The organism is Paractinoplanes maris (genome assembly GCF_023544465.1).
Lineage (GTDB): Bacteria > Actinomycetota > Actinomycetes > Mycobacteriales > Micromonosporaceae > Actinoplanes > Actinoplanes maris.
On sequence record NZ_JALPVL010000001.1, the window covers coordinates 640,735 to 666,718 of the forward strand.

The 25,984-nt window shown below is 70.8% G+C and carries 26 protein-coding genes; 13 read left to right on the forward strand and 13 right to left on the reverse strand.

Annotated elements, in window-relative coordinates; all coding sequences use genetic code 11:
- Window positions 1-4 precede the first annotated feature (4 nt).
- Both valS and NAG42_RS03080 read left to right on the forward strand, forming a co-directional pair.
- Window positions 5-2,542, forward strand: a complete 2,538-nt coding sequence (gene valS, locus NAG42_RS03075) for a valine--tRNA ligase (protein WP_250027698.1) — start codon at window positions 5-7, stop codon at window positions 2,540-2,542.
- A gap of 119 nt (window positions 2,543-2,661) precedes the next feature.
- A complete protein-coding gene (locus NAG42_RS03080) occupies window positions 2,662-3,231 on the forward strand; it encodes a hypothetical protein (RefSeq protein WP_250027701.1) in 570 nt (189 codons plus the stop codon).
- A 187-nt stretch (window positions 3,232-3,418) separates the two neighbouring features.
- On the opposite strand, the gene NAG42_RS03085 is transcribed toward NAG42_RS03080, so the two are convergent.
- Window positions 3,419-4,180 (reverse strand): hypothetical protein, encoded by a 762-nt coding sequence (locus NAG42_RS03085; RefSeq protein WP_250027703.1) that lies wholly within the window; start codon window positions 4,178-4,180, stop codon window positions 3,419-3,421.
- A gap of 54 nt (window positions 4,181-4,234) precedes the next feature.
- On the opposite strand from NAG42_RS03085, the gene NAG42_RS03090 reads away from it, so the two are divergent.
- Window positions 4,235-5,377 carry a DNA recombination protein RmuC gene (locus NAG42_RS03090; RefSeq protein WP_250027705.1) on the forward strand — a complete coding sequence of 381 codons (1,143 nt, stop codon included), beginning with the start codon at window positions 4,235-4,237 and terminating at the stop codon, window positions 5,375-5,377.
- On the opposite strand, the gene NAG42_RS03095 is transcribed toward NAG42_RS03090, so the two are convergent.
- Window positions 5,374-6,345 carry a 4-hydroxy-3-methylbut-2-enyl diphosphate reductase gene (locus NAG42_RS03095; protein WP_250027707.1) on the reverse strand — a complete coding sequence of 324 codons (972 nt, stop codon included), beginning with the start codon at window positions 6,343-6,345 and terminating at the stop codon, window positions 5,374-5,376. The two genes, NAG42_RS03090 and NAG42_RS03095, sit on opposite strands and share 4 nt — an antisense overlap.
- Window positions 6,346-6,449: 104 nt before the next feature.
- Between NAG42_RS03095 and NAG42_RS03100 the strand changes: the two genes are divergently transcribed.
- The 4 genes from NAG42_RS03100 to NAG42_RS03115 all read left to right on the forward strand — a co-directional run bounded on the left by NAG42_RS03100 (window position 6,450) and on the right by NAG42_RS03115 (window position 9,155).
- Window positions 6,450-6,986 (forward strand): hypothetical protein, encoded by a 537-nt coding sequence (locus NAG42_RS03100; RefSeq protein WP_250027709.1) that lies wholly within the window; start codon window positions 6,450-6,452, stop codon window positions 6,984-6,986.
- A gap of 115 nt (window positions 6,987-7,101) precedes the next feature.
- The gene (locus NAG42_RS03105) at window positions 7,102-7,665 is read left to right on the forward strand and encodes a hypothetical protein (RefSeq protein WP_250027711.1); all 564 of its coding nucleotides are present in this window, start codon (window positions 7,102-7,104) and stop codon (window positions 7,663-7,665) included.
- Window positions 7,666-7,716: 51 nt separating this feature from the next.
- Entirely contained in the window at window positions 7,717-8,955 is a 1,239-nt protein-coding gene (gene xseA, locus NAG42_RS03110; RefSeq protein ID WP_250027713.1) for an exodeoxyribonuclease VII large subunit, read from the forward strand.
- The gene (locus NAG42_RS03115) at window positions 8,952-9,155 is read left to right on the forward strand and encodes an exodeoxyribonuclease VII small subunit (RefSeq protein WP_250027715.1); all 204 of its coding nucleotides are present in this window, start codon (window positions 8,952-8,954) and stop codon (window positions 9,153-9,155) included. The genes xseA and NAG42_RS03115 overlap by 4 nt, the downstream gene beginning before the upstream one ends.
- On the opposite strand, the gene NAG42_RS03120 is transcribed toward NAG42_RS03115, so the two are convergent.
- Entirely contained in the window at window positions 9,152-9,859 is a 708-nt protein-coding gene (locus NAG42_RS03120) for a DUF4245 domain-containing protein (RefSeq protein ID WP_250027716.1), read from the reverse strand. The two genes, NAG42_RS03115 and NAG42_RS03120, sit on opposite strands and share 4 nt — an antisense overlap.
- 117 nt (window positions 9,860-9,976) lie before the next feature.
- Between NAG42_RS03120 and glpX the strand changes: the two genes are divergently transcribed.
- Entirely contained in the window at window positions 9,977-11,020 is a 1,044-nt protein-coding gene (glpX, locus tag NAG42_RS03125; protein ID WP_250027718.1) for a class II fructose-bisphosphatase, read from the forward strand.
- 63 nt (window positions 11,021-11,083) lie between these two features.
- The gene (locus tag NAG42_RS03130) at window positions 11,084-11,734 is read left to right on the forward strand and encodes a rhomboid family intramembrane serine protease (protein ID WP_250027720.1); all 651 of its coding nucleotides are present in this window, start codon (window positions 11,084-11,086) and stop codon (window positions 11,732-11,734) included.
- 3 nt (window positions 11,735-11,737) lie between these two features.
- On the opposite strand, the gene NAG42_RS03135 is transcribed toward NAG42_RS03130, so the two are convergent.
- The 3 genes from NAG42_RS03135 to phoH2 all read right to left on the reverse strand — a co-directional run bounded on the left by NAG42_RS03135 (window position 11,738) and on the right by phoH2 (window position 15,040).
- Entirely contained in the window at window positions 11,738-12,514 is a 777-nt protein-coding gene (locus NAG42_RS03135) for a S1 family peptidase (RefSeq protein ID WP_250027723.1), read from the reverse strand.
- 69 nt (window positions 12,515-12,583) lie between these two features.
- The gene (locus tag NAG42_RS03140) at window positions 12,584-13,330 is read right to left on the reverse strand and encodes an aggregation-promoting factor C-terminal-like domain-containing protein (RefSeq protein ID WP_250027724.1); all 747 of its coding nucleotides are present in this window, start codon (window positions 13,328-13,330) and stop codon (window positions 12,584-12,586) included.
- 300 nt (window positions 13,331-13,630) lie between these two features.
- The gene (phoH2, locus tag NAG42_RS03145) at window positions 13,631-15,040 is read right to left on the reverse strand and encodes an RNA 5'-3' helicase PhoH2 (protein ID WP_250027726.1); all 1,410 of its coding nucleotides are present in this window, start codon (window positions 15,038-15,040) and stop codon (window positions 13,631-13,633) included.
- Window positions 15,041-15,311: 271 nt separating this feature from the next.
- Here phoH2 and otsB point away from each other — a divergent pair, with 271 nt between their 5' ends.
- On the forward strand, window positions 15,312-16,118 hold the full coding sequence (gene otsB / locus NAG42_RS03150; RefSeq protein ID WP_250027728.1) for a trehalose-phosphatase: 807 nt from the start codon (window positions 15,312-15,314) through the stop codon (window positions 16,116-16,118).
- Here otsB and NAG42_RS03155 read toward each other — a convergent pair.
- From NAG42_RS03155 to NAG42_RS03170, 4 genes are all read right to left on the reverse strand, one after another.
- On the reverse strand, window positions 16,115-16,897 hold the full coding sequence (locus NAG42_RS03155) for an isoprenyl transferase (RefSeq protein WP_250027731.1): 783 nt from the start codon (window positions 16,895-16,897) through the stop codon (window positions 16,115-16,117). The two genes, otsB and NAG42_RS03155, sit on opposite strands and share 4 nt — an antisense overlap.
- Window positions 16,898-16,929: 32 nt before the next feature.
- Entirely contained in the window at window positions 16,930-18,066 is a 1,137-nt protein-coding gene (locus NAG42_RS03160) for an NAD(P)/FAD-dependent oxidoreductase (RefSeq protein WP_250027733.1), read from the reverse strand.
- A gap of 161 nt (window positions 18,067-18,227) precedes the next feature.
- A complete protein-coding gene (locus NAG42_RS03165; protein ID WP_250027735.1) occupies window positions 18,228-19,109 on the reverse strand; it encodes a hypothetical protein in 882 nt (293 codons plus the stop codon).
- A gap of 30 nt (window positions 19,110-19,139) precedes the next feature.
- A complete protein-coding gene (locus NAG42_RS03170; protein ID WP_438872360.1) occupies window positions 19,140-20,969 on the reverse strand; it encodes a phosphoenolpyruvate carboxykinase (GTP) in 1,830 nt (609 codons plus the stop codon).
- A gap of 280 nt (window positions 20,970-21,249) precedes the next feature.
- Here NAG42_RS03170 and NAG42_RS03175 point away from each other — a divergent pair, with 280 nt between their 5' ends.
- The 3 genes from NAG42_RS03175 to NAG42_RS03185 are packed head-to-tail and all read left to right on the forward strand — an operon-like array spanning window position 21,250 to window position 23,204.
- The gene (locus NAG42_RS03175; protein ID WP_250027739.1) at window positions 21,250-22,026 is read left to right on the forward strand and encodes a sigma-70 family RNA polymerase sigma factor; all 777 of its coding nucleotides are present in this window, start codon (window positions 21,250-21,252) and stop codon (window positions 22,024-22,026) included.
- Entirely contained in the window at window positions 22,007-22,633 is a 627-nt protein-coding gene (locus NAG42_RS03180) for a GtrA family protein (protein ID WP_438872350.1), read from the forward strand. Before NAG42_RS03175 ends, NAG42_RS03180 begins: the two co-directional genes overlap by 20 nt.
- Window positions 22,634-22,661: 28 nt before the next feature.
- Window positions 22,662-23,204 (forward strand): GtrA family protein, encoded by a 543-nt coding sequence (locus NAG42_RS03185; protein ID WP_250027743.1) that lies wholly within the window; start codon window positions 22,662-22,664, stop codon window positions 23,202-23,204.
- On the opposite strand, the gene NAG42_RS03190 is transcribed toward NAG42_RS03185, so the two are convergent.
- The 3 genes from NAG42_RS03190 to NAG42_RS03200 form a co-directional block, all read right to left on the reverse strand.
- Window positions 23,201-23,767 carry a PH domain-containing protein gene (locus NAG42_RS03190; protein WP_250027744.1) on the reverse strand — a complete coding sequence of 189 codons (567 nt, stop codon included), beginning with the start codon at window positions 23,765-23,767 and terminating at the stop codon, window positions 23,201-23,203. The two genes, NAG42_RS03185 and NAG42_RS03190, sit on opposite strands and share 4 nt — an antisense overlap.
- Window positions 23,768-23,771: 4 nt before the next feature.
- Window positions 23,772-24,623 (reverse strand): biotin--[acetyl-CoA-carboxylase] ligase, encoded by an 852-nt coding sequence (locus NAG42_RS03195; RefSeq protein ID WP_250027745.1) that lies wholly within the window; start codon window positions 24,621-24,623, stop codon window positions 23,772-23,774.
- A gap of 181 nt (window positions 24,624-24,804) precedes the next feature.
- Window positions 24,805-25,962, reverse strand: coding sequence for a hypothetical protein (locus NAG42_RS03200; RefSeq protein ID WP_250027746.1), 1,158 nt, complete (start codon window positions 25,960-25,962; stop codon window positions 24,805-24,807).
- Between the last annotated feature and the right edge of the window lie 22 nt (window positions 25,963-25,984).

A 25,984-nucleotide genomic window follows, 5' to 3' on the forward strand; every position in this document is an offset into this window, starting at 1 on the left:
AGCCATGACTGATACGGGAACGACCGGGCGCGCCGGTCTCCCCGAGCGACCGTCGCTGGACGGGCTCGAGGACAAGTGGGCGCGCACCTGGCAGGAGGAGGGCACGTATGCGTTCGACCGCTCGAAGGAGCGCTCGGATGTATACGCGATCGACACGCCTCCGCCGACCGTATCGGGCGAGCTGCACATGGGGCACGTCTTCTCCTACACCCATACCGATACGGTCGCGCGGTTCCAGCGCATGCGCGGCAAGACCGTCTTCTACCCGATGGGCTGGGACGACAACGGCCTGCCGACCGAGCGGCGGGTTCAAAACGTGTACGGCGTCCGGTGCGACCCGGCGCTGCCCTTCGACCCGCAGTGGGAGCCGCCGGCCACCGCACCCAAACAGGCGGTTTCGATCTCGCGGCGCAACTTCGTCGAGCTGTGCGGGCGGCTGACCGCCGAGGACGAAAAGGTGTTCGAGGCGCTGTGGCGCCGGCTCGGGCTCTCGGTCGACTGGGGTCTGCAATACACGACGATCGGGCGGCGGTCCCAGGCCGTCTCCCAGCGAGCCTTCCTCAACAACCTGGCCCGCGGTGAGGCCTACACGGCCGAAGCGCCGACGCTGTGGGACATCGGCTTCCGCACCGCGGTCGCGCAGGCCGAGCTGGAGGATCGAGAGCGCCCCGGCGCCTATCACCGGCTGCGCTTCCACGGTCCCGACGGGCCGGTCGAGGTCGACACCACGCGACCGGAGCTGCTGCCGGCCTGCGTCGCGCTGGTCTACCACCCGGGCGACGAGCGCTACGAGGGACTGACCTCGGTCCGCACGCCGTATTTCGACGTCGAGGTCCCGGTCCGGGCCCACCCGATGGCCGCCCAGGACAAAGGCACCGGCATCGCGATGGTCTGCACGTTCGGCGACGTCACCGACGTCACCTGGTGGCGCGACCTGCAGCTGCCGACGCGGGTCGTGCTCGGGCGCGACGGCCGGTTCCTGCCCGACCGCCCGGCCGATGTCTCCGACGCGGCCTACCGGGACTTCGCCGGCCTGACTGTCAACGCGGCCCGGCGGGAGATCGTCCGGATCCTCACCGAGACCGGCGACCTGCTGGGCGAGCCGAAACCGATCACCCATCCGGTCAAGTTCTACGAGCGGGGCGACTCGCCGCTCGAGATCGTCACCAGCCGGCAGTGGTTCATCCGCAACGGCGGCCGGGAGCCCGAGCTGCGGGAGCGGCTGATCGCTCGCGGCCGTGAGCTGCGGTGGATCCCCGAGCACATGCGGCACCGTTACGAGCACTGGGTCAATGGGCTGACCGGCGACTGGCTGGTGAGCCGGCAGCGGTTCTTCGGCGTGCCCATCCCGGTGTGGTACCGGCTCGACAACGCTGGCGAACCGGACTACGACAAGCTTCTCATACCGGACGAAGCCGCCCTGCCGGTCGACCCGTCCTCGGAGTGTCCGCCGGGCTTCGACGAGTCGCAGCGCGACACCCCGGGCGGCTTCACGGCCGACCCCGACGTCATGGACACCTGGGCCACGTCGTCACTGACGCCGCAGATCGTCGGCGGCTGGCAGGGCGACGACGACCTGTTCGGGCGGGTCTTTCCGATGGACCTGCGACCCCAGGGCCAAGAGATCATCCGCACCTGGCTGTTCTCCACCGTGCTGCGCGCCGACCTCGAGAGCGACGTGCTGCCATGGCGGACGGCGGTCCTCTCGGGCTGGATCCTCGACCCCGACCGCAAAAAGATGTCGAAGTCCAAGGGCAACGTCGTCACCCCGATGGATCTGCTGGTGCAGAACGGCTCCGACGCCGTCCGCTACTGGGCGGCCAACGGGCGGCCCGGCGCCGACCTGGCCTTCGACCCGGCCCAGATCAAGGTCGGCCGGCGACTGGCGACCAAGATCCTCAACGCGTCGAAGTTCGCGCTCGGCCTGGGCGCGGCCGACGCGCTGGGGCAGCCGGTCACCGAGCCGCTCGACCGGGCGATGCTGGCCCGGCTGGCGACGGTGGTGAGTGCCGCGACCGAGGCGTTCGACCGCTACGACCACACCGACGCGTTGCAGGCGACCGAGCAGTTCTTCTGGACGTTCTGCGACGACTACATCGAGCTGGTCAAGGAGCGGGCGTACGCGCAAGGGCCGGCGGCCGACTCGGCGCGGGCGGCCCTGGCGGCCGGTCTCTCGGTGCTGCTGCGGTTGTTCGCGCCGTTCGTGCCTTATGTCACGGAGGAGGTCTGGTCGTGGTGGCGGTCCGGGTCGGTGCACCAGGCGACCTGGCCGACGACTCAGGAGCTGACCCAGGTCGCGGGTGAGGGCGATCCTTCGCTGCTCGATCTGGCCGGTGAGGCGCTGCGGCAGGTCCGGCGGGCCAAATCCGACCGCAAGCTGTCGATGAAGGCGGAGGTGGCGCTGGCCGAGGCGCTGGGTCCGGCCGACCTGCTCGAACGGCTCGCCCTCGTCGAGGGCGACCTCAAGGCGGCCGGCCGCATCGTCAAGCTCGACGCCCGGCCCGGCCCTTCTCCGGAGCTGGTCATCACCTGCGCCTTCTGACCACGACCGCCCCGGCTCCGGCCCCGGCTCTGGCTACGGCTCTGGCTCTGGCTTCGGCTCTGGCTCTGGCTCTGGCGAAAAGCCGGAGCCGGGGCCGCCGGCAGGGCAGCATGAAGGGCATGTCGATCGCGCCCGAGCAGGTCGAGGCGCCCGCCCGCGACGCCGTGCTGTTCAAGTCGTCGCCGGTGCGGACGTTCGTCGCGCTCTTTCTGCTGTTGATGGCCTCGTTCGCCCTGGTGTCGCCGATCGTCGCGATGCTCGGTGAAAGCGGCGCCGGGAACCGGTGGTGGCAGACCGCCGCCCAGGCCGTGGTGGTCGCCGCTCTCGCGTCGGGGGCCTATGCCTACTCGACCCGGGGCTCACTGCGGACGTGGGTGCGGGTCTCCTCCGGCGGGCTGGAGCTCGCGGCTCAGGAGAGTGACCCGATCATGCTCGACTGGGCCGACATCAAGCACGTGACGGTGCGCCGGCAGGGCTTCAAAAACCTGCTCGAAGTGACCCCGATCGACATGGACCGGGTGCACCCGGTGCAGGGCGAAGAGGCGGGGCCGCCGCCTCTGGCCGAGACACCGGACGGCCAGTCGTTCACCGCCGACCTCAGTGAGGTCTGGCCCAGCCCCCGCCGCCTGCGCCGCGAGCTGGCCAAACATCTCCCGCCCGACGACGCGTCCGCCGCGGAAACACGCTAAAGACTGGGCCGGGCGAGGCGAGGGCCAGGCCAAGCCGGGGCCAGGCCAAGCCAAGCCAAGCCAAGCCGGGGCCAGACCACGCCAAGCCGGGGCCAAGCCGCGCCAAGCCGGGGCCAGGCCGCGTCAAGCTGGACCGAGCCGATCCCGGCCGAGCCGAACGGGGACGAGCCGGCCCGAGCAAGCCGGGTCAGAAGTCGAAGTCGCCGCCGCCCCAGCCGCCCATGTCGCCGCCACCCATGTCGCCGCCGCCCATGTCTCCGCCGCCCATGTCGCCACCTGCGTCGCCGCCGAAGTCCTGTGCGGCGTCGGCGTAGCCGTCGGAGAAGCCGTCGCCGTAACCCATGTCGCCGAAGCCGGGTGACAGCAGCGCGTCGAAGATCAGCATGCCGCCGAGCACGCCGGCGCCGGCGCCGAGCGCCGTCTTCCAGACCGGCGTCGAATACCAGCCCGAAGGCACCGGGCGACCCTGCACGCGGCCACCGGGGTAGTAATAGGGCGTCTCGGGGCCGGGCTGCGGGCCGGCCTTGTAACTGTGGCCCTGCACGCTGACCTCGCGCTCCTTGGTCAGCTGGCCGGCGCCCTGGGCCGCGGCGAGCGCGGGCAGGTCGGGACCGGGGTCGATGCCCATCGCAACCCGCGCGGCCCGCACATATTGCAGGCCCTCGAGCGCGGACTCGCGGGCCAGCTCGTACTGCCGCACGGTGTTGGCCTGCTGCAACTGGCCGCCGGCGGCGTTGTAACGCTCGCCCGCGTCGGAGAGGGCCTGCCGCGCGGCCTCGTCGTTGCCGTGCAGGTTCATCAGCTGGCCGCCGAGTCGCTCATACCACCGCTGAGCCTCGGCCCGCGCGTCCTCGAGACGGGTCTGCTGGGACGCGGCGCCGCTGCGCCGGGCCAGGATGATCACGAGAAGGACGACGATGACGATGCCCAGAATCAGCAACACGCTCATGTTTCAACGGTACCCGCGCGGCTCCCGAAGTCCCGGTCTGGCAACCTCCGGTATGTGACTGTTTCGACGTTGGTCGTGGTGCTTGTCTGCCTGGCCGTCGGGGGCGCCCTCGGCTGGCTCACAGCTCGGTTGCGGGCGTCCGCCGACATCGCCCGTCTCGAGGCGACCGTGCAGGCTCGGGCTGACGGGGAGGAACGCCTCGAGCAGTCGCTGCGCGCCCTGTCGTACGAGTCGACCGCCCAGTCGCAGGAAGCGGTGGCGCGGGCCGTGGCGCCGCTGCACGAGACGCTCCGCCGATACGAGGAAAGGGTTACTGAGCTGGAGCGGGAGCGCATCGACGCGTACGCCGAACTGCGCGAGCAGGTGCGAGCGATGGCCACCGTCTCGGGCGAGCTGCGGACCGAGACCAAGCAATTGGTCGCCGCTCTGCGGACGCCGCAGACGCGGGGTCGCTGGGGTGAGCATCAGCTGCGCCGCATCGTCGAAGCGGCCGGCCTGCTGGAACACTGTGACTTTGCTGAACAGGTCACGGCGTCGACGGACAATTCCGGCGTACGCCCCGATCTGATCGTTCGTCTGCACGGCGGCCGCACGGTCGTCGTCGACGCCAAGGCACCCCTCGAGGCCTACCTGTCGGCGCTGGAGGCCCGCGATGAGCGCAGCCGGGACGGCTTCCTCGATCAGCACGCCCGGCACCTGCGCTCGCACATCGACGCGCTGGCGGCCAAGCAGTACTGGACGGCGTTCGAGTCGTCGCCGGACTTCGTGGTGCTCTTCGTGCCGGCCGACCCGTTCCTCGACGTCGCCCTGCGGCACGACCCGACGCTGATGGAACACGCTTTCCGCCGCAACGTGGTGCTGGCCACGCCGGCCACGCTGATCGCGCTGCTGCGGACGGTGGCCTTCTCGTGGCGGCAGGAGGAGCTGGCCCGCAACGCGGTCGAGGTGCACAGCGTCGCCCGCGAACTCTACGGCCGGCTGGCCACCCTCGGTGACCACGTGGGCAAGCTCGGTGCCTCCCTCGGCGGGGCGGTCACCGCGTACAACAAAGCAGTGGGGTCTTTGGAAGCTCGCGTGCTGGTCAGCGCGCGCAAGCTGGCCGAGATGGGCGTCTCGGACGACGACATCCCCACACCCGTCCAACTCGAGGTCGCCCCCCGGCAACCCCAGGCCCCCGAACTGCTCGAACCCCGTTAGGCCTTGGCGGCCGCCGCAGCCTTCATGTCGCGGCGGAGCTCCTGGGGGAGGGAGAAGGTGAGGCGCTCCTCGGCGGTGGTGAACTCGGTGACCTCGCCGAAGCCGCGGGTGGCCAGGTGGCCCAGAACCTCCATGACCAGGTCCTCGGGCACGCTGGCGCCGGACGAGACGCCGACCGTGGTGGCGCCCTCGAGCCACTCGTCCTGGATCTCGGACGCGTAGTCGACCAGGTGGCCGGCTCGCGCACCGGCGCTGATCGCGACCTCGACCAGGCGGACGGAGTTGGAGGAATTCGTCGAGCCGACGACGATCACGACGTCGCACTCGGGCGCGATCTCCTTGACCACGTGCTGACGGTTCGACGTGGCGTAGCAGATGTCGTCGCTCGGGGGCGACTGCAGCAGCGGGAGCCGGGTCTTGAGACGAGCCACCGTCTCCATCGTCTCGTCGACCGAGAGCGTGGTCTGCGACAGCCAGACGACCTTGGACGGGTCGCGCACGACGACACTGTCGACCGAGTCGGGGCCGTCGACGAGCTGGATGTGCGCGGGCGCCTCACCGGACGTGCCGACGACCTCCTCGTGGCCCTCGTGGCCGATGAGCAGGATGTCGTAGTCGTCGGCGGCGAACCGCTTGGCCTCGTGGTGCACCTTGGTCACCAGCGGGCAGGTGGCGTCGATGGCCTTGAGATTGCGGGCCTTGGCCTGCTCGTGCACCTCGGGAGCGACGCCGTGGGCCGAGAAGACGACGGTCGAGCCCTCGGGCACCTCTTCGTTCTCCTCCACGAAGATCGCGCCACGAGCCTCGAGCGTGGTGACCACGTGCTTGTTGTGCACGATCTGCTTGCGCACGTAGACCGGGGCGCCGTAGAGCTTCAGCGCTTCCTCGACGGTCTGCACCGCGCGGTCGACGCCCGCGCAGTAGCCGCGCGGCTTGGCCAGCAGGACACGCTTCCGAGGTTCACTCACCCGGCCATGGTACGTGGCAGCCACCCGCGGACGCCCGGTCGCGCACAGTGCCGTTGTCCACAGGGGGGCTCGACCCGACCGGCCCCGATCGGGATACTCGTCGGGTGCTGGACGAGGAGACGCGGACGACGCAAGCGACCGGATCGACGCCCTGGTGGGTCGTTCCCGGGCGGGCCCTGAGGTTCCTGGTGGGTGCGTTGTCGCTGGTCGGCGGACTGACCTGGGTCCTGCTCAACCTGCACGTCTCGACCGCGGTGCTCGACGCGGTGGTCGGCACGGTGCTCGCCGCGGGCGGCCTGGTGCTGCTCATGCCCCACCGCATCCAACTGCCCCGGCTGGTCACCGCGGCCGTGATGACCGGCTTCGCGCTGGCCGGCACGGTCGCCGGCCTGTTCGTCGAGACGTCCCGGGAGTGCTGCGAGTTCGCTTATGTGACCGAGCGCGGCTGGCCCTTCCACTGGCTCGGCCGCGGTGCCGTCGCCGCCGACCCCGACACCGCGTTCCGGCTGGCCCAGTCGGCCGGCTGGAGCGCCGACGTCATCTCGCTCGTGGCCGACCTGGTGCTCTTCTCCTACTCAGGCCTGCTGCTCGTGGTGATCGCCGTGCTGGTCCGCCGCGCGAGGCAGCGATCCGGCAGCTGACGCGCGAGGCACCGACCCGGCAGCTGACGCGCGAGGCAGCGAGGCAGCGACCCGACCGGTGAGGAAGAAGCCGAATCACCGGTGACCTGCCCGATTTGTCGAGATACTCGGACGCATGCCGGAGGCTGTGGAGGACGACGAACCAGGCTTTCTCGCCTCGGCGGGGGCAACGCTCCGGCTGATCGTGGGCTGGGCCTGCGTCGCGCTCGGCGTGCTGGACCTGGCCATGGGTCTCGACGACCCGTCGTATGTGATCTTCCACGTCGTGCTGCTGGTCACCGGCGTGCTGCTGCTGGCCGGCGACCGGATCGGCCGGCGGCTGACCGTCACCGCCTGGACGGTGGGCGGGCTGGTGGCGGCGCTGGGACTGGCGATCACCGCGATTCCCTCGCTGGCCGTGGCCTGCTGCTCGCGGGACTACGCCGTACGGCACGGCTTCCCGTTCACGATGCTGGCCCGCGACCCGGGCGGGTGGCGGTTCGACCTCTACCGATCGATCGCCGACCTGCTCTTCTGGCTCTGCGCCGGGCTCATCGCCCTGACCGTCGTCGCCTGGGTTCGTCCGGCCCGGCCCGCGCCGCAGCGGGACGAGGCGGCGCCACCGAGCCACGCTCCGACCCACGCCGAGGAACGCGCCCACCACCACGAGGCCACCGGGGAACGCCACCTTCAGGGGTAGCCGCCTTCGGGCCGCGACGGAATTGTCGTACGGCTTCCGTAGTCTGGCCGGGTGAGTGAGCCCCAGCCGAGTGCGGCACCGCCGAAGAGCTCCGCCGAGGAGCCGTGGCCGGTCCGTGTCGTCAGTCAAAAGGTCGGGGCCTGGATCGCCAAGCTGGGCTGGGTCTGGGTCGACGGGCAGGTCGCCCAGATCAGCCGCCGGCCGGGCTCGACGGTGGTGTTCCTGACCCTGCGCGACCCGTCGGCCGATCTGAGCCTCACCGTCACGGCCCACCGCGACGTGCTCGACGCCGGTGCCCCCGAGCTCGCCGAGGGGGCCCGGGTCACGCTGCACGCCAAGCCCGAGTTCTATCCCGCCCGCGGCACCCTCAGCCTGCGGGCCGACGAGATCCGCCAGGTCGGGCTGGGCGAGCTCCTGGCCCGGCTCGAGAGGTTGAAGAAGCACCTGGCCGCCGAGGGCCTGTTCGCCCGCGAGCGCAAGCGGCGGCTGCCGTTCCTGCCTCAGCGCATCGGCCTGATCACCGGCCGGGCCAGCGCGGCCGAGCGGGATGTGCTGATGAATACCCGCCGCCGCTGGCCCGCGGTCGACTTCCGGGTGGTCAACGTGCCGGTCCAGGGCCCGACCGCGGTCCCCCAGATCATCGACGCGCTCAAGGTGCTCGACAACGACGACACCATCGACGTCATCGTGATCGCCCGCGGCGGCGGCAGCGTGGAGGATCTGCTGCCGTTCTCCGACGAGGCGCTCTGCCGGGCGGTCTTCGGCACCCGGACCCCGGTGGTCAGCGCGATCGGCCACGAGACCGACGCGCCGCTGCTCGACTACGTGGCCGATCTGCGGGCCTCCACGCCGACCGACGCGGCCAAGCGCCTCGTCCCCGACCTGGGCGAGGAGACGCAGCTGATCGAGGTGGCCCGCCGCCGGCTCGAGCGCGCGGTGCTCACGCTGGTCGAGCGGGAGACCCATCGCCTCGAGTCCTGGCGGTCCCGGCCCGTCCTGGCCCGCCCCGAGCTGCTGGTCGACCAGCGCGCGGCCGAGATGACCGCGCTGCGCGACCGGGCCGTCCGCAGCCTCGACCACCGCCTGCGCCGCGCCGACGACGAGCTGCGCCACACGGTGGCCCGCTTGCGGGCGCTCTCCCCCGCGGCGACGCTCCAGCGGGGTTACGCGATCGTGCAGCGCGCCGACGGCCACGTCGTGCGGGCCGCCGATGAGGCCAAGACCGACGACATCCTCCGGTTGCGGCTCGCCGAGGGCGAGCTCCGAGCAGTGGTACGGGAGAACGAGTGAGCGACGAGAAGCTGAGTTACGAGCAGGCCCGCACCGAGCTGGCCGGCGTGGTCGAGCGACTGGAGCAGGGCGGCAGTTCGCTCGAGGAGTCGCTGGCGCTGTGGGAGCGCGGTGAGAAACTGGCCGACGTCTGCCAGCACTGGCTCGACGGCGCGCGGGAGCGCATCGACGCGGCCCGGGCCGCCCGCGCCGACGGTTAGCGCAACGAGCCGGCCAGCGCCTCGAGGTTGTCGTCGTCCGTCTTGCCGACGATGACGACCGTGCGGGTCTGGTCGGCCAGCACCAGCGCGCGCTCGCCGGGCCGGCCGTTGTAGAGGCGCCACACGCCCGTCCCGGCGCGGAAGTTGCCGACCGGCTCGGCGTCCTTGGAGAGCTCGATCGGCAGCAGGGTCGCCGAGGGCACGCTGCTCTGCACGAGCTGGATCGGGTCCTTGTCCGGGTCGACGTATCCGATCCGCAGGGTCGCGCCGTTCTCGGCCCGGCGGAAGGTCGCGCTCGAGGTGTGCCAGTCGTCGCCCAGCCCCTGGGGCAGCAACACGGTGAAGGCCTTGGCCTGCTGCGCCTCCTGGATCGTCGGCGCCGGGTCGACCGCGACCGGCTTGTCACCGTCGAGGACGAGGCGGTAGAAGGTCAGCAGCAGCGCGATCGGGATCAGCAGGACAGCCAGCGACATCGCCATGTCCTTGGGCGACCGCTCCTGACCACGAGCGAGCCGCGCCGGCGGCTGCCCCTGAGGCTGCTGACCCGCGACGGTCGCAGCCGGCGCCGCGGCGGCGGCCGGTGCGGCAGCGGCCGGTGCGGCAGCGGCCGGTGCGGCAGCGGCCGGTGCGGCAGCGGCGGCGGGCGCGGGGGTGGCAGCGGTGTCGGGGGCCGGGTCGGCGGGCGCGGGCGATGCGGGTTCCACCCACCCATTGTTAACCATGTCGCTGAGCCGAGACTTCGCGCGTCCGCGCATGTGAGGATCGGTGGACCTGTAGGCCGGGTCCCGGCCTACGCCCCGCAACGTCGCGAGGAGGCGCCCATGCCCGCACGGGTCCCGCAGGATCTCGACCGCAACATCGCCCTCGATCTGGTCCGCGTCACGGAGGCCGCCGCGATGGCGGCCGGCCGCTGGGTCGGGCGCGGCGACAAGAACGGCGGTGACGGTGCCGCCGTCGATGCCATGCGCAAGCTGATCAATTCGATTCAGATGCGCGGCACCGTGGTGATCGGTGAGGGCGAGAAGGACGAGGCGCCCATGCTCTTCAACGGGGAGCGGGTCGGCGACGGCACCGGCCCCGAGGTCGACGTGGCCGTGGACCCGATCGACGGCACGACGCTGATGAGCAAGGGCATGCCCGGTGCGGTCGCGGTGCTGGCGGTGGCCGAGCGCGGCGCGATGTTCGACCCGAGTGCCGTCTTCTACATGGAGAAGATCGCCGTCGGCCCGGACTGCGCCGACGTGATCGACATCAACGCCGGCACCAAGGAGAATCTGCGCCGCATCGCTCAGGCCAAGCGGTCCAGCATCTCCGACGTGACCGTCTGCATCCTCGACCGCCCGCGGCACGCCGCCCTGGTCGACGAGGTGCGCCAGGCCGGCGCGAACATCAAGTTCATCTCCGACGGTGACATCGCGGGCGCGATCTCGGCGGCCCGGTCGGAGTCCGACGTGGACGTCCTGATGGGCATCGGCGGCACCCCCGAGGGCATCACCGCGGCCTGCGCGCTCAAATGCCTGGGCGGCATGATCCAGGCCAAGCTGTGGCCGCAGGACGCCGCCGAGCGCGAGAAGGCGCTGGCCGCCGGGCACGACCTCGACCGGGTGCTGACCACCGACGACCTGGTCACCGGGGACAACTGCTTCTTCGTGGCCACCGGCGTCACCTCGGGTGACCTGCTCAAGGGGGTCCGATACCGGGCGGGCGGGGCACACACCCAGTCGATCGTGATGCGGTCCAAGAGCGGCACGATCCGGGTGATCGACTCCTATCACCGGCTGGAGAAGCTGGCCCTCTATTCGGCCATCGACTTCGACGGCCACCTGCCGACCGTGCCGCTGGGCGACAGTGACCCGGTTATCTGAGAACTAGCTGATGGCAGGGCCCGCCCCTTGGCGGGCCTTGCTGTTGCCTGGAACTATCGAATGATGAGTTACGGGGCGCAAGCTCGCGCGGACGCTGAGGCGAAGTTCGGCACGGATGCTTTCTACGCGTCCCTGGGCCGGGCCTTCGTGACCATGTGCGCCGTCATTCCGGTGTTGTTCCTGGTTGAGGCGATCGACGTCGGCATCGGCGCGGGCCAGCTCGACGTGGCCGGCGGCATCATCCCGCGCCGCATCGAGGGCCTCGACGGCGTGCTGTTCAGCCCGTTCCTGCACGCGGGGTGGGAGCACCTCTACGGCAACGCCGTCCCGCTCATCCTGGTGGGCACGTTCGCGCTGGCCGGCGGCACCAAGCGGTTCATCTGGTCGACGTTCGTGATCATCTTGGTGAGCGGCCTGGGCGTCTGGTTCGTGGGCGACCCCAACAGCGTCGTCGTGGGGGCCAGCGGCGTCGTCTTCGGCTATCTCGGCCTGCTGCTCACCCGCGGCCTGGTCGAGCGCTCGTGGTGGAATCTGGGCGTGGCCGCGTTCATCGGCCTGCTGTATTGGTACCAGCTGTACAACATCCTGCCGACCGATCAGCCGGTCTCCTGGCAGGGCCACCTGCTGGGCCTGGTCGGCGGCGCGATCGCGGCGATCATCTTCCGCCGCAAACGGCTGCGCCCGGCCACCACCGACACGACGCTGAACTTCTGACGATCAAAGACGCAGTCTCCGTACGGCGTCCTTGATCGCCGGGCGGAAGGTGGACAGCTGGGTGTAGACGCCGGGGAATCCGTCCCGCGCGCAGCCCAGCCCCCAGCTCACGATCCCCACCTGCACCCACTCCCCGTGCCGCCCGTGGCCCACCATCGGCCCGCCGCTGTCGCCCTGACACGTGTCAGCGGTGGTCGACCCGGCACAGAGCTGCTCGTCCGGCACCAACGCGACGGCGGCCTTCTGGTACGCCGCCGCACACTTCTCATCCGGCACGATCGGCACGCTCGCGTAGTGCAGGCGCTCCTCCTGCTCGATCGAGGCCTCGCGGGTCTGACCCCAGCCCATCACCACGAACTGCCCCGCACCGATCGCGTCCTTGGCCAGCGCCACGGTCGGCAGACGCAGCGGCCTGTCCAGGCGGACGACCGCCCAGTCGTCCCCCCGCGTCTCGTCGATGAAGCCCTCGGCCCGGATCACCCGCACCGAGCGGGCGGTCTGGGCGCGGCGGGACTTCAGGTCGGTGACGCCCGCGGTGACCCGGATGCTGTCGGACTGACCGGTGCCGTCGACGCAGTGCCCGGCGGTCAGCACGACCCGCGGTTCGATCAACGTCCCGCCGCAGCCCATCGAGAGCCGCACGGCCCAGGGGAACATGCCCTGCGGCGCCACCAGCCCGCCGATCACGTCGCGGGCCGCCCGCCGATCACTGCCGGCCTCGGCGGGCTGCCCCAGCAGAACAACGACGGTCAGAGCCAACAAAGCGGCTTTTCGGACCATACGGACATTGGATCACAAGCAAAACGGGCCGCGCGGTTCGCCGCGCGGCCCGTCACAACGCTTGTCTACTTAGTACCAGCCCACGTCCTGCGAGTGCCCCCAGGCGCTGCACGGGGTGCCGTAGCGACCCTCGATGTAGCCCAGGCCCCACTCGATCTGGGTGGCCGGGTTCGACCTCCAGTCACTGCCGGCCGACTTCATCTTGCCGCCCGGCAGGGCCTGCGGGATGCCGTACGCGCCCGAGCTGGGGTTGCTGGCCTTGTGGTTCCAGCCGCTTTCCTTCTTCCACAGCTTCTCGAGGCAGGAGAACTGCGAGATCTTGAAGCCCGCGTCGAGCATCAGCGAGCAGCCGATCGCGCGGTTCCCGCTGAACTCGTTGCACGAGGCCGGGATGTCACCGCTGAACTCCGGCGTGCTGCCCGACTCCGAGTCCGAGTCGGAATCCGCGTCGGCCTTCTCCTGGGCCTTCTTCTTCGCAGCAGCCTCGGCGGCGGCCTTGGCCGCGGCCTTCTTCTGCGCGATCACCTTCTGCTCGGCCTGATGCGCCTTGGTGGCGGCGGCCTTGGCGGCGGTGGCGGCCTCGGCGGCGGCGTCACTGGCGGCCTCGCGCTGGAACGCGCGGGCGGCGGCGTGCTCGGACTGACGTTGTTTCAGCAGCTGCGAGTTGTCCACCGCGACCTGCGCGACGACGCTCGCTTCGGCGCTCTGCTGCTGGACTTCCTGGTCCTGTCCGAGGTAGATGCCGGTGGCCGCGCCCGCCAGAAGCAGGCTGACCGAGGCAACTCGTACTCCGACCCGGCTCCAGAGCCGATTCACGAAGTTTCCCTTCGTCGGGGGCAATGACGCGGCACCCCGCCACCGGACAACAGTGGCGAAACACGCCGCGAGCACCCCAGCCCGACTCGGGCCGGCGCGCGGACTAAGTCGATCTCCGACCTCGTGCCCGTGCGTGGTGCTCGTCAGACACCATGGCCCACCGTGAAGAGGATGTGAAATGACGACGCGGTCTTGTTAAATTGCTCACAACAATTTCACGCTCAAACCGGGTGAAATACCGCAGAAATCGCGTCACTCCGAAGGGGAATCCGTGATCACACCACGGATTCCCCTCCTCACTCAGAGTGGAATCTCCTCCAGCAGGTCGGTGACCACCTCGGCGATGGGCGACCGCTCGGAACGGGTCAGCGTGACGTGGGCGAAGATCGGGTGGCCCTTGAGCGCCTCGATCACCGCCGTGACGCCGTCGTGCCGGCCGACCCGCAGGTTGTCGCGCTGGGCCACGTCGTGGGTGAGAACGACCCGCGAGCCCTGCCCGATACGGGAGAGCACGGTGAGCAGGACGTTGCGTTCGAGCGACTGGGCCTCGTCGACGATCACGAAAGCGTCGTGCAGGCTGCGGCCGCGGATGTGGGTCAGCGGCAGCACCTCGAGCAGACCGCGGGCCATGACCTCCTCGACCACGTTGGCGTGCGCCACGGCGCCCAGCGTGTCGAAGACGGCCTGCGCCCAGGGCGACATCTTCTCGTGCTCGCTGCCGGGCAGATAGCCGAGCTCCTGGCCGCCGACGGCGTAGAGCGGGCGGAACACGATGACCTTCTTGTGGCGGTTGCGTTCCATGGTGGCCTCGAGTCCCGCGCAGAGCGCGAGCGCCGACTTGCCCGTGCCGGCCCGGCCGCCGAGCGAGACGATGCCGATCGACTCGTCGAGCAGGATGTCGAGGGCGACCCGCTGCTCGGCTGACCGTCCGCGCAGACCGAACGCTTCCCGGTCACCCCGGACCAGCCGTACGGTCTTGTCGGGGTTGACCCGGCCGAGCGCCGATCCGCGCGCCGAGTGCACCACCAGACCGGTGTGGCAGGGCAGGTTCTCGACCTCGTCGAGCTCCAGCTCCTCGCCGCCGTAGAGCGCGTTGACCTGGTCCTCGCCGAGCTTCAGGTCGGCCATGCCGGTCCAGGTCGGGTCGCTGGCCTGGCCGTGGCGGTACTCGTCGGCGGTGAGACCGACCGACGCCGCCTTGACCCGCAGCGGCATGTCCTTGCTGACCAGCGTCACCTCGCGCCCCTCGGCGGCCAGCCCGAGGGCGACCGAGAGGATGCGGGTGTCGTTCGAGTCGTTGCGGAAGCCCTGCGGCAGCACGCTCTGGTCGGCGTGGTTGAGCTCGACCCGCAGTGTGCCGCCCTCGTCGTTGCAGAGGACCGGCTGGTCGAGCCGGCCGAACTTGACCCGCAGGTCGTCGAGGTAACGCAACGACTGCCGGGCGAACCACCCGAGCTCGGGGTGGTGACGCTTGCCCTCCAGCTCCGAGATGACCACGAGGGGAATGATCACCTCATGATCGGTGAAGCGGCGGAACGCCGCCGGGTCGGACAGCAGAACCGAAGTGTCCAGAACGAAAACGCGGCCCGAAGGGGCCGGTTCAGCGTCCGCGTGCCTGTCCCGGGACCTACGCCCCGCGCGGGCTTTGTTCGTGGAGACTTCGACGGCCGGGTCGAGAGCGACGTCGGCGTCTGATCGGCGAGATGTCACAGGCCTGCTCCAGCGGCGGGCGTGCAACCCGGGACGCCCGCGGTCCGCCACCTCCGGCGCCCGTCTCTTATGCACGGGGTCGGATTGCGGGGCCCCGTGGCGCACTTGTCGCAGGTCCGGGCCGGCCGGCTGGCCCGGGATGACCCCGTGCCATGACTCAAACGCTAGCGGTCAACTCGGCTACGCGGTAGTACGCAAAAACGGGTGACGGACGACGTCCAGGCAAATTTCTCTCGCATGAAACGTCATCTCCGGCGGGTAATCTGACGACGTGGCACAGACTCCGCGTCCGACCCATCCGCTGAGCATCGACGAGGCATGGGCCTTCACCGCCGGCAACGCCTCGGCGACCACCTTCTTCTTCGACTTCGACGGCGTGCTCTCACCCGTCACCGACGACCCCGACGCCTCGCAACCGGTGCCGGCCGTCCTCGGGGTACTGGAAAGGCTCGCCGAGTCGGTCCAGCGGGTGGCCATCGTGTCGGCCCGGCCGGTCAGCTTCCTGCGCTCGCGCTTCTCCTCGCTCGAGCGGGTCGACCTCTACGGTCTCTACGGCCTCGAGGTCTGGCACGAGGGCGAGGTCGTCACCAACCCGGCCGCCGAGCCGTGGGTGCCGACGATGGCCGAGCTGGCCGAGCGGGCCAAGGCCGAGCTGCCCGCGTCGACGCTGGTCGAATACAAGCGTCTTTCGGTGGCCCTGCACTACCGCACCGCCCCGCACGAGGCGCCTGCGGTCGAGCGCTGGGGTCACGAGCAGGCCGAGCAGCTCGGTCTGCGCATCCAGGCGGGCCGCATGGTGGTCGAGCTCAAGCCGCCGGTCGACCAGGACAAGGGCATGGTCATCACCGAGGGCGTCCGCGAGGCCGGCTGCGCGTGGTATTTCGGGGATGACATGTCCGACATCAAGGCGTTCGACGCGTTGCGGGCCCGCGAGGCCGTCGACCCGTCGTTCTTCGGTGTCGCGGTCGCCGTGGCCAACCCCGAGACGGGGGCCGAGGTGTCCAGCGCGGCCGACCTCACCCTCGAGTCGCCCGACGCCGTCGCCGCGTTCCTGACCGACGGGCTCACCAGGTTTTAGGCGCCGTATCGGCGCTGGCGGCTTCCGTAGGAGCGGAGGGCGCGCAGGAAGTCGATACGGCGGAAGTCGGGCCAGTTGGCGTCGTGGAAATAGAACTCCGAGTGCGCCGACTGCCACAGCAGGAACCCGGAGAGGCGCTGCTCCCCGCTGGTCCGGATGACCAGGTCGGGATCGGGCTGACCGCGGGTGTAGAGGTGCTCGGCGATGTGCTCGACGTCGAGGATCTCGGCCATCTCCTCGATCGTGCGCCCGGCCGCGGCCTGCTCGTGCAGCAGGGAGCGCACCGCGTCGGCGATCTCGCGCCGGCCGCCGTAACCGACGGCCATGTTGACCTCGACGCCGATCGTGCGGTTGCGGGTCTTCTCCTGCGCGGCTTTGAGGGTCGCGGCGGTCGCGGCGGGCAGCACGTCGAGCGCGCCGACCATGCGCAGCCGCCACGGGTTGCCGTCCTCGGCCAGCTCGGTCGCCAGATCTTCGATGATCTTGACCAGCGGGTCGAGCTCGGCCGACGGGCGGCGCAGGTTGTCGGTGGCCAGCAGATAGAGCGTGACGTGCTTGATGCCGGCCTGGTCACACCAGCCGAGCAGCTCCTTGATGCGGGCGGCGCCGACACGATGACCGTCGTTCGGGTCGACGAAGCCCATCTCGCGGGCCCAGCGGCGGTTGCCGTCGCACATGACGCCGACGTGCTGGGGCACGGGTTTGCCGGCCAGCTTGCCGGCCAGCCGACGTTCATACACGCGGTAGAACGGAGTGGAGATCAACGACCGCAGACTCATCGCTTGAAACCCTAGCCCTCATCGGTAGCGACTCAAGGGGCGGCCGGGTGACGCCGGCCCAACCGGGAGGCGATGCGTCCGATCGTGCGAAGGTCGAAAACCCCGTCACCGAGGCCGAGGTCCACCATCCGGTCGAAGACCTCCGCGTCTCGGGCAGCCGCGCTCACCGCGGCGTCGACCACCGACGACCGGCGGGTGAGCCGGGCCGCGAAGCCGGAATGCCGCAGGTGACGGCCGAGCCGGTGACCAAGCGCACGCCCGTAACGCTGGGCGACCCCCGACGGCCCGGCCGCGGCCGCCGCACCGGCCAGCGCCCCGGAGAGAACGGCATAGAAGATGCCCTCCCCGGTGAACGGGTTGATCAGCGAGAGGGCGTCGCCGGCGAGCAGCACCCGGCCGCGCGCGGGGGGCGGGCGACGGGTCGACAACGGCAGGTGGTGCCCGCGAACGCCGGTCGGCTCGCTGCCGGGCAGCAGGTGGCTGAGGCGTTCCAGGAGGTACGCCCGGGAGAGCGGCGCCCCGCGCAGGACCTCGCCGTAACCGATGTTGGCGGTGCCGTCGCCCAGCGGGAACTCCCACGCGTACGCCGGCCAGCGCTGCCGGGTCGTGACGATGATCTGCTCGTTCGTGTTGGTGGTCGGCGCGTACCCACGGATCGCGACCGCGAGGTGACCGGGCGGATTCACCGGGAAGCCGAGCGCACGACGCACCACCGACCCCGCGCCGTCGGCCCCGATGAGCACACCGGCTCGAAACCGCGAGTCGATCATGATGCCGTCTCCGGTCGCGCGAACTGACCGTACGGTGTGCCGGCGCAGCTCCGCGCCGGCCTCGACCGCCGCCCGCACCAGCCGCTCGTCGAACACCCGCCGCGGCACGGTGTAGGCCGCGCGCGGCAGCGGCCGCGCGACCGCCGAACCGCCCGGCCCGACCAGCCGCAGCCGCTCGATCGCCGGATAGCCGTCGGTGACCCCGCGCACGCCGAGTCCACTCAGGACGGCGATGGCCTCGGCCGCGATGCCGTCGCCACAGACCTTGTCGCGCGGGAAATCGGCCCGATCGAGCAGCAGGACGCTCTTGCCGGCGCGGCCGGCCGCCAGGGCCGCCGCCAGGGCCGCCGCCGAGCCCGCCGGCCCCGCGCCGACGATCGCCACATCAAAATTTCGCAAGCCGTGCCTCGCCCGCCATCCCTAACCCCCACCCGCCTCGGGGGGATCGGATTTGAACTTACGCGCTGTCAAGGCCAGGGAGCCGAGTTGTCCACAGGGAGCCCGCCGCGACCTCCGCCATCCACAGCCCGGGGACCGGAGTGGATCCCGCGCGATCGATTTCACGCGGCGCCGGCCGGTCGCGCCAGATCGTCCGCCGCTTCCCCCAGGCGGACGTCGAGCCGGCCTGCCCGATGCAGCGCGTACCAGGTCAGCCCGGCCGCGGCCACCAGCGGGGCACCGTCGCGGATCAGCCCGTCGACGCCCAGCAGGAAGTAGCACAGCGGCAGGTCCCAGGCCAGGACGAACAGGGTGAGCCAGCCCAGATAGCGCCGCGCCCCCGCCTTGCCGCGGAGCAGGAAGAACGTGCCCAGCAGCACCGCGTAGCTGACCCCGATGCCCAGCGCCAGCCAGACCAGCACCGCGAGCAGCCACTCCGGACGGTCCCGCAGCTCACCGAACGCGATCAGGCACGGCACGAGCATCAGCGGGCTGTAGGTGAACGCCGCGATGCGGGCCGTCAGCAGCCAGCCCGTCACCGGTGCCCGACGGGGCGCCGCCTCCTGCAACCGCACGCCCTCACGGGTGAACACGAGACGCTGGGGATGGCGGACCAGACGTTCCCGGACCACCGGATGCCGGTAGAGCATCACGACCACGGCGACACACAGGAGGAGCAGCACCGCGAAGCCCAGCACACCGGGCAGGACCGGCAGCCCGGACCGGGGGACGATCAGGCGCCCGACGGCGAAGATCGTGGTGACGGCGAGGATCAGGCCCAGCGGCCGGGCGACGGCCCGGTCGCGGCGCACCTGCCGGATGAGGATCAGCCAGCCCACCGTACGCAGCAACGCCCACCCGGTGCGCACCGCCAGCCCGAAACCGTGCTCCGGCGCGTACCAGTAGTTGAGGACCTCGACCACGACGGTCGCCGCGGCCGTGGCAACCAGCAGGGCGGTCAGCGCGCGCAGAGCGCGCGGCCGCACCGTTTCGTCAGTTGCCACGGCCGGAGCGTTACCCGGTCCGGCGGTGTCCTACGCGCTCAGGCGGGCCTTCAGCGCGTCCAGCTCGGACCAGAGGACGGCCGGCAGCTTGTCGCCGAACTTCGTGAACCACTCGGTGATCTGCGGAATCTCGGCCAGCCACTCGTCCCGGTCGACGCGCAGCACGGCTTCCAGGTCGGCGTCGTCCAGGTCGAGACCCGTACGGTCGATGGCCGCCACCGTCGGCACGTGGCCGATCGCGGTCTCGACCGCCTCGCCCCGGCCGTCCAGCCGCTCGACGATCCACTTCAGGACCCGGCTGTTCTCGCCGAAGCCGGGCCAGAGGAACCCGCCGTCCTCGTCGCGGCGGAACCAGTTGACGTAGAAGATCTTGGGCAGCTGGGCCGCGTCGCCCGGCGCGCCCTTGGCCATGTCGATCCAGTGCTGGAAGTAGTCGCCGGCGTGGTAGCCGATGAACGGCAGCATGGCCATCGGGTCGCGGCGGACGACACCGACCTGTCCGACCGCGGCCGCCGTCGTCTCGCTGGAGAGCGTCGCACCCAGGTAGACGCCGTGCACCCAATCCCGGGCCTCGGCGACCAGCGGGATCGTCGTCTTGCGGCGGCCGCCGAACAGGATCGCGTCGATCGGCACGCCCCGGGGGTCGTGGTATTCGTCGGCGAGGATCGGGCACTGCTCGATGGGGGTGCAGAAACGGCTGTTGGGGTGGCTCGACGGCGTCGGTGAGTCGGGGGTCCAGTCCTCGCCGCGCCAGGAACGCAGGTGCGCCGGGGGCCGTCCCATGCCCTCCCACCAGATGTCCCCGTCGTCGGTCAGGGCGACATTGGTGAAGACCGAGTTGCCGCGGGCCAGGGTGCGCATCGCGTTGGGGTTGGTGTGGAAGTCGGTGCCGGGGGCGACGCCGAACAGCCCGTACTCGGGGTTGGTGGCCCAGAGCCGGCCATCCTCGCCGAAGCGCATCCAGGCGATGTCGTCGCCGACGGTCTCGACCTTCCAGCCGGGGATGGTGGGCTCAAGCATCGCCAGGTTGGTCTTGCCGCAGGCCGACGGGAACGCACCGGCGATATAGCGGACCTGCCCCTCGGGCGAGGTCAGCTTCATGATCAGCATGTGCTCGGCCAGCCAGCCCTCGTCGCGGGCGGCCACGCTGGCGATCCGCAGCGCGTAACACTTCTTGCCGAGCAGCGAGTTGCCCCCGTACCCGGAGCCGAACGACCAGATCTCCCGGGTCTCGGGGAAGTGCGAGATGTACTTGGTCTCGTTGCACGGCCAGGCCACGTCCTCCTGACCCGGCTCGAGCGGCGCGCCCACCGAGTGCAGCGCGGGCACAAAATCGGCGTCCTCGCCCATCGCCTCGAGCACCGCCGTGCCCATCCGGGTCATGATCCGCATGCTCGCCACGACATAGGGACTGTCCGTGAGCTCCACGCCGAACATGGGTTGCTCGGCGTCGAGCGGGCCCATGCAGAACGGCACCACGTACATCGTCCGGCCGCGCATGCATCCCCGGTAGAGCCCGGTCATCACCGATCTCATCTCGGCCGGGTCCGTCCAGTTGTTGGTCGGGCCGGCGTCGGCCTCGTCGACCGAGCAGATGAACGTGCGCTCCTCGACCCGGGCCACGTCGCCGGGGTCGGTGCGGGCCCAGAAGGAGTTCGGCTTCTTGGCGGGGTCCAGGCGGACCAGGGCGCCCGACTCGACCAGCGTGTCGGTGATCGCCGACCACTCCTCGTCGGAGCCGTCGCACCACACGATGCGGTCGGGGGTGGTCAGGGCGGCCACTTCGTCGATCCAGGCGGCCAGGCGGGCGTGTTTCAGGGGCTGGCTCAAGACGTTCTCCTTCGGTCGGCATTGACCAATGACCACAGGGGCCGGTGGCGCCGGCCCGGGGTCCTGGGGAAGTTGGCTCAGCCTAAGCTGCGGACACGGTGAGTTCATCGGCCGTTGCTGTGGATAACCGCACAATCCTCGGCCCAGATGCTCGTACGCGATCGATCCTTCACCGAAGGGTGCAGATCCGCGCAGCATCACCGGAACGCCCAGGCACGCCCGCCCCGAGGTCGACTTTCACAAAAGGTGCGTAAGCGCCTAAGCTGGTTTGTATCGGGCTTTCCTCTTACTCCCGCCGCAGGAGGCAGGAATGACGATCCCGGGCAGTCCGCCGGACGGCAGTCCCGACCCGCCGGACACCGACCTGCTGGCCGCCGTCCGGGCGGGGGACACCGCGGCGTACGGGACGCTCTACGAACGGCACCGGGCGGCCGCCCGCCAGCTGGCATGGGGGCTGACCAGTGACCCGGCCGACGTCGACGACCTGGTGGCCGAGACGTTCGCCAAGGTGTTCGCCTCGTTGCGGGCCGGCCGGGGCCCCCTGGTCGCCTTTCGTGCCTACCTGCACACGACCATGCGGCACGTCTGCTACCACCGGGCGCGGCGCGACCGCCGCCTGGAGTTCACCGACGACCTGACCCGGTACGACGAGGGCCAGCCGTACACCGACCCGGCGCTCGACCGGCTGGAGCGCTCGTACGCCGCGGCCGCCTTCCGGCAGCTGCCCGAGCGGTGGCGGGACGTGCTCTGGCAGACCGCCGTCGAGGGGAACAGCCCGGCCGAGGTGGCCGGGATGCTGGGCATGACCCCCAACGCGGTGGCCGTGCTGGCCCACCGCGCCCGGGAGGGCCTGCGCAGCCTGTACCTGCAACAGCACGTGGCGACCGCCGATCACCCGGAGTGCCGGTGGGCCGGTGACCGGCTCGGCGTCCACCTGCGGGGCCGGCTCGCACCCCGGGACGGCAACCGGATGCGTGCCCATCTGGGCTGGTGTGCCGAATGCCGGAAGAGAGTGGCCGAGATTGCCGAGATCAGTGAGATCAACCCACCGTATCGACAGCGTCACCATGCGGGATCCAGCGGTTAAGACTCGCCAACGAAAACAGCGGTCCGTGACTGCCCCCGGTACTCTCGGGACCGTGCCCGACACCTCACCGCCGCAGCCCCCCGGCCTGCGCTCCCGGTTGAGGCTTCGCTACCAGGCACTCATCCGCGAGCTCGGGAAGTTCGGCACGGTGGGTGGCATCTCGTTCGCCATCGACGTCGTGATCTTCAACGTGCTGCTGCAGGCCGGCTTCGAGACGCTGATCGCCAAGACCATCTCCACCGTGATCGCGACCACGTTCGCCTTCGCGGGCAACCGGTTCTGGACCTGGCGTGACCGTGCCCACACCAATATGGCCCGGCAGTACACGGTGTTCTTCGTGCTCAACGCCATCGGGCTGGGCATCGGCCTCGCCTGCCTGGCGATCAGTCACTACGGTCTGGGACAGCTCTCACCGGTCTTCCAGACCCAGCTCGCGGACAACATCTCGGGCCAGCTGGTCGGCACCGCGGCCGGCTCGCTGTTCCGTTTCTGGTCGTATCGCCGGTTCGTCTTCCCGGCCGCGACCCCGCCGGGCACGCCACCACGACAGGAGTCCCGAGCGGCGGGCACGACCCCACCGCCTTCGCCCGTTCGTGACACGGCGTAACCCGCCCCCTCTCCCGTAAGGTTGACCAATGCCCTCAGCTCGTGCGCTGACGGAACACTTGCGCCGTCTTGCCCCCGAAGTGCTGGCGTTCGGCGTCATCGGTGCCGGAAACACGCTGCTCTACCTGGTGATCACGTGGGTCGCGCTGCCGATCGGCGCCGTCAAGGCCTCCGTCATCGCCACTGTGGTGACGACCACGCTGGCCTACATCGCCAACCGGTACTGGACCTACCGCAACCACAGCCGGACGGCGCTGCGCCGGGAGTACACGCTGTTCTTCGGCTTCAACCTGATCGGCATGGTCATCCAGTCCGGGTCGATCGCCATCGGCAAGTACGGCTTCGGGCTGACCGAGGCGGACGACGCGCACGCGTTCATGGCCGTCACCGCGATCGGCATCGTGGTCGCCACGGTGTTCCGCTTCTGGGCCTACCGCACCTTCGTCTTCCTCAAGCCGCCGGTCGACGGTCACGAGTCCGATCTCACCGAGCTCGACGCGGTGGCCGGCCTGGCCGAGCTGAGCGCCGAGGACGAGCCGGGCAGTGTCGCGCAGCTCGACGCCCGGCGCTAGCGGCGCTGCTTCCGGAAAAGACCCTTTCGCTGTACGGGGATCTCGGGCTCGTCCTCGTCCTCGTCGTCGGGCCGCAGCAGGCGGTCCTGCTCGATCACCTCGTAGAGCAGCGTCTGCACCTGCTGAGCCCGGGGCACGGCGGTCAGCTGGACGGCCTGCTCACCGATCGAGTCGATCTTGAGCGTGCCGGTGCCGAAGACGCGGTCGAGCACCGACTGGGTGACGACGTGGTCGTTGACGCGGTTGAGCGGCAGATCCCGCCGCTCCCGGGCGATCACGCCGTCCTGCAGCAGGATCCGCTCGTCGGTCAGCACCCAATGAGTGCACCGCCAGCTCACCAGCGGCGCCACGCCGTACCGCACACCCTGGTAGAGCATGATGGCGGCGATCACCAGGAAGGCGATGCGACCGCCCTCGGTGCTGGGGAGCATCACCCACGACCCGGCGATCACGACCACCGCGAGCAGCACCAGCAGGCCGGGTCGCAGGGCCGTCCGCCAGTGCGGACGCAGGTGGAGGACGAGTTCCTCCTGTTCGGCGAGGACTTCAGCGGGGAACGCCACGCGGTCAGCGTACGTGCACCACGTCACCCGCCGAGACACGATGCTCGGCACCGTCCGCCGTCCGGACGACCAATTGGCCGGCTCCGTCCACCTCGGTCGCCTCACCGGTGAGCGTCTCGCCCGCCGGCAGCATCACCCGCACCTGCTGCCCGATGGTGGAGCAGCCCCGGCGGTAGGCGGCCAGCAGCCCGGACATCTCGGCGTCCCCGCCGGCCTCGCGCCAGCCCGCATACCAGGAGGCGAAGCCCCGCAGCAGCGCCCGCACCAGCGGGTCGCGGTCGGTCACGGCGGCGCCCGCGACGCGCAGTGAGGTCGCGGGCAGGCCGGTGGTCTCGGGCAGCTCCTCGGAGCGGGTCGTCACGTTGAGCCCGATACCCACCACGACCGCGTCGCCGGACACCTCGGCCAGGATGCCGGCGCACTTCCGCTCGCCCACCAGCAGATCATTCGGCCACTTCAGAGCGGCGTCGACCTCGGCCACGCGCTCGACCGCGCCCAGCAGCGCCACCCCGGCCAGCAGGGGCAGCCAGGCGAACGACGAGGGCGGCAAGGCGAGCCAGTCGCGCTCGCGGTCGGCCTGCCCCGGTCGCAACAGGACACTCAGCGTGAGACCGGCCCGGGGCGGCGAGGTCCACCGGCGGTCACGCCGGCCGCGCCCGGCCGTCTGCTGCTCGGCCACCACGACCAGCCCCTCGGGCCGGCCCCGGGCGGCCGCGGCGGCCACGTCGGCGTTGGTGGAGGCGGTCTCGGCCACGACCTCGATGTGCGACCACAGGCTGCCCGGGGTGACCAGCGCGCGTTCGAGCGAGCGCGGGGACAGCGGAGGTCGGTCGAGATCGGTGAACGGCGAAGCCATTGGCCGAGCGTAGCGGCCAGGGCGCGTTTTATGACTGGGGTCGGCCTGCGGTGCGGTCCAGATTTCGTCTGCGTGCGGCCCGTGGAAGGCCGGCTACCGGTGTTGTAACCGGCCTTCCACGGGACGTGCGCAGACGGAATCTGGGCCTCGGCGCAGGCCGGGTCCAGTCATAAAACACGACCTAGCGCGGTGGCGGCTCGGCGGCGTGACGGCTGACATAGACCCGGGTGCTGCGGTCGGGCGGCTCGACCGACGGACGGGGGCGCGGGCGGGGACGGCGGCGGGTCGTGGGCGGCGGGTCGTCGGTCGCCGAGGCGAACAGCTGCGTGGTCGGCAGGGACTCGTTCTCGATGCGCCATTCCCGTCGCTCGCGCCGGACCTCGCGCTTCTCGTTGCGGGTGGCCCAGTTGCGCGGCTGCCGCACGCGGCGCTCGTCGGCCAGGGAGGTCACCACCTCGGTCGGTTCGGGCTCGACGGGCAGCAGGTCGAAGCCGGTGGCGGGCTCGTAGTCGGGGACCGAGGGCAGGCGCTCGACCGGGGACGGCCAGCCGTAACCCTTGGCCGAGGGCTCGGGGTCGGGATCCAGATCGACGGGGATGGGGGTCCAGTACTCGCCGGACGGGGGCTCCTCGCGGACCTGGCGATATTCGGGGCGTACCCAGCCCGCGATGCGGTGGCCGTAGCGGTCGCCGGGGGCCGGCTCGCGCTCGAAGCCTGTCCGGGCTTCGTCCACGCCCGGTTCGGGCTCGAGGTCGGGGACGAGTTCGAGGCCGACCAGTTCGCCGGGCTCGGGCGCGTACTCACCGGGCTCGGGCTCGTAGCCGGCCGGCTCGGGCTCGTACGCCGCCGGCTCGGGCTCGTACTCGGCGGCGTCCGGCTCGTACGCGACAGGCTCGGGCTCGTACGCGGACGGCTCGTACGCGGAGACCTCGTACGCGGAGGCCTCGTAGGCAGCTGCCTCGTAGGCGGCGGGCTCCGGAAGGAAGTCGACGGGCTCGGGCAGGAAGTCGGCCGGATCCGCCGCGTACTCGTCGTGCTCCGGGTCGTCGGTGGGGTCGTCACCCTCGTACGGGAAAAGCTCCTCCTCCTCGGCCCGGCCGATCATCGCCGGCCCCGGGCGCGGACCGTCCTCGACCGGCGGCACCACCGCCGGCTCCTTTCCCCGGCGGCGACTTCCACGCACGGGCCGCTTCGGCTGGACGGCGGCGGCCTCGATTGCGCGCTCCTGTCGCCCGGCCCGTCGACCCTCCCGGCCGAAGATCACGGAGCGGAAGCAGATCAGGGTGGCGATCCCGCCGGCGATGAGGGCGATGCCGGCCGCGGTCATCCAGTTGGTCACGCCGTGGGTAACGAATGGGGCA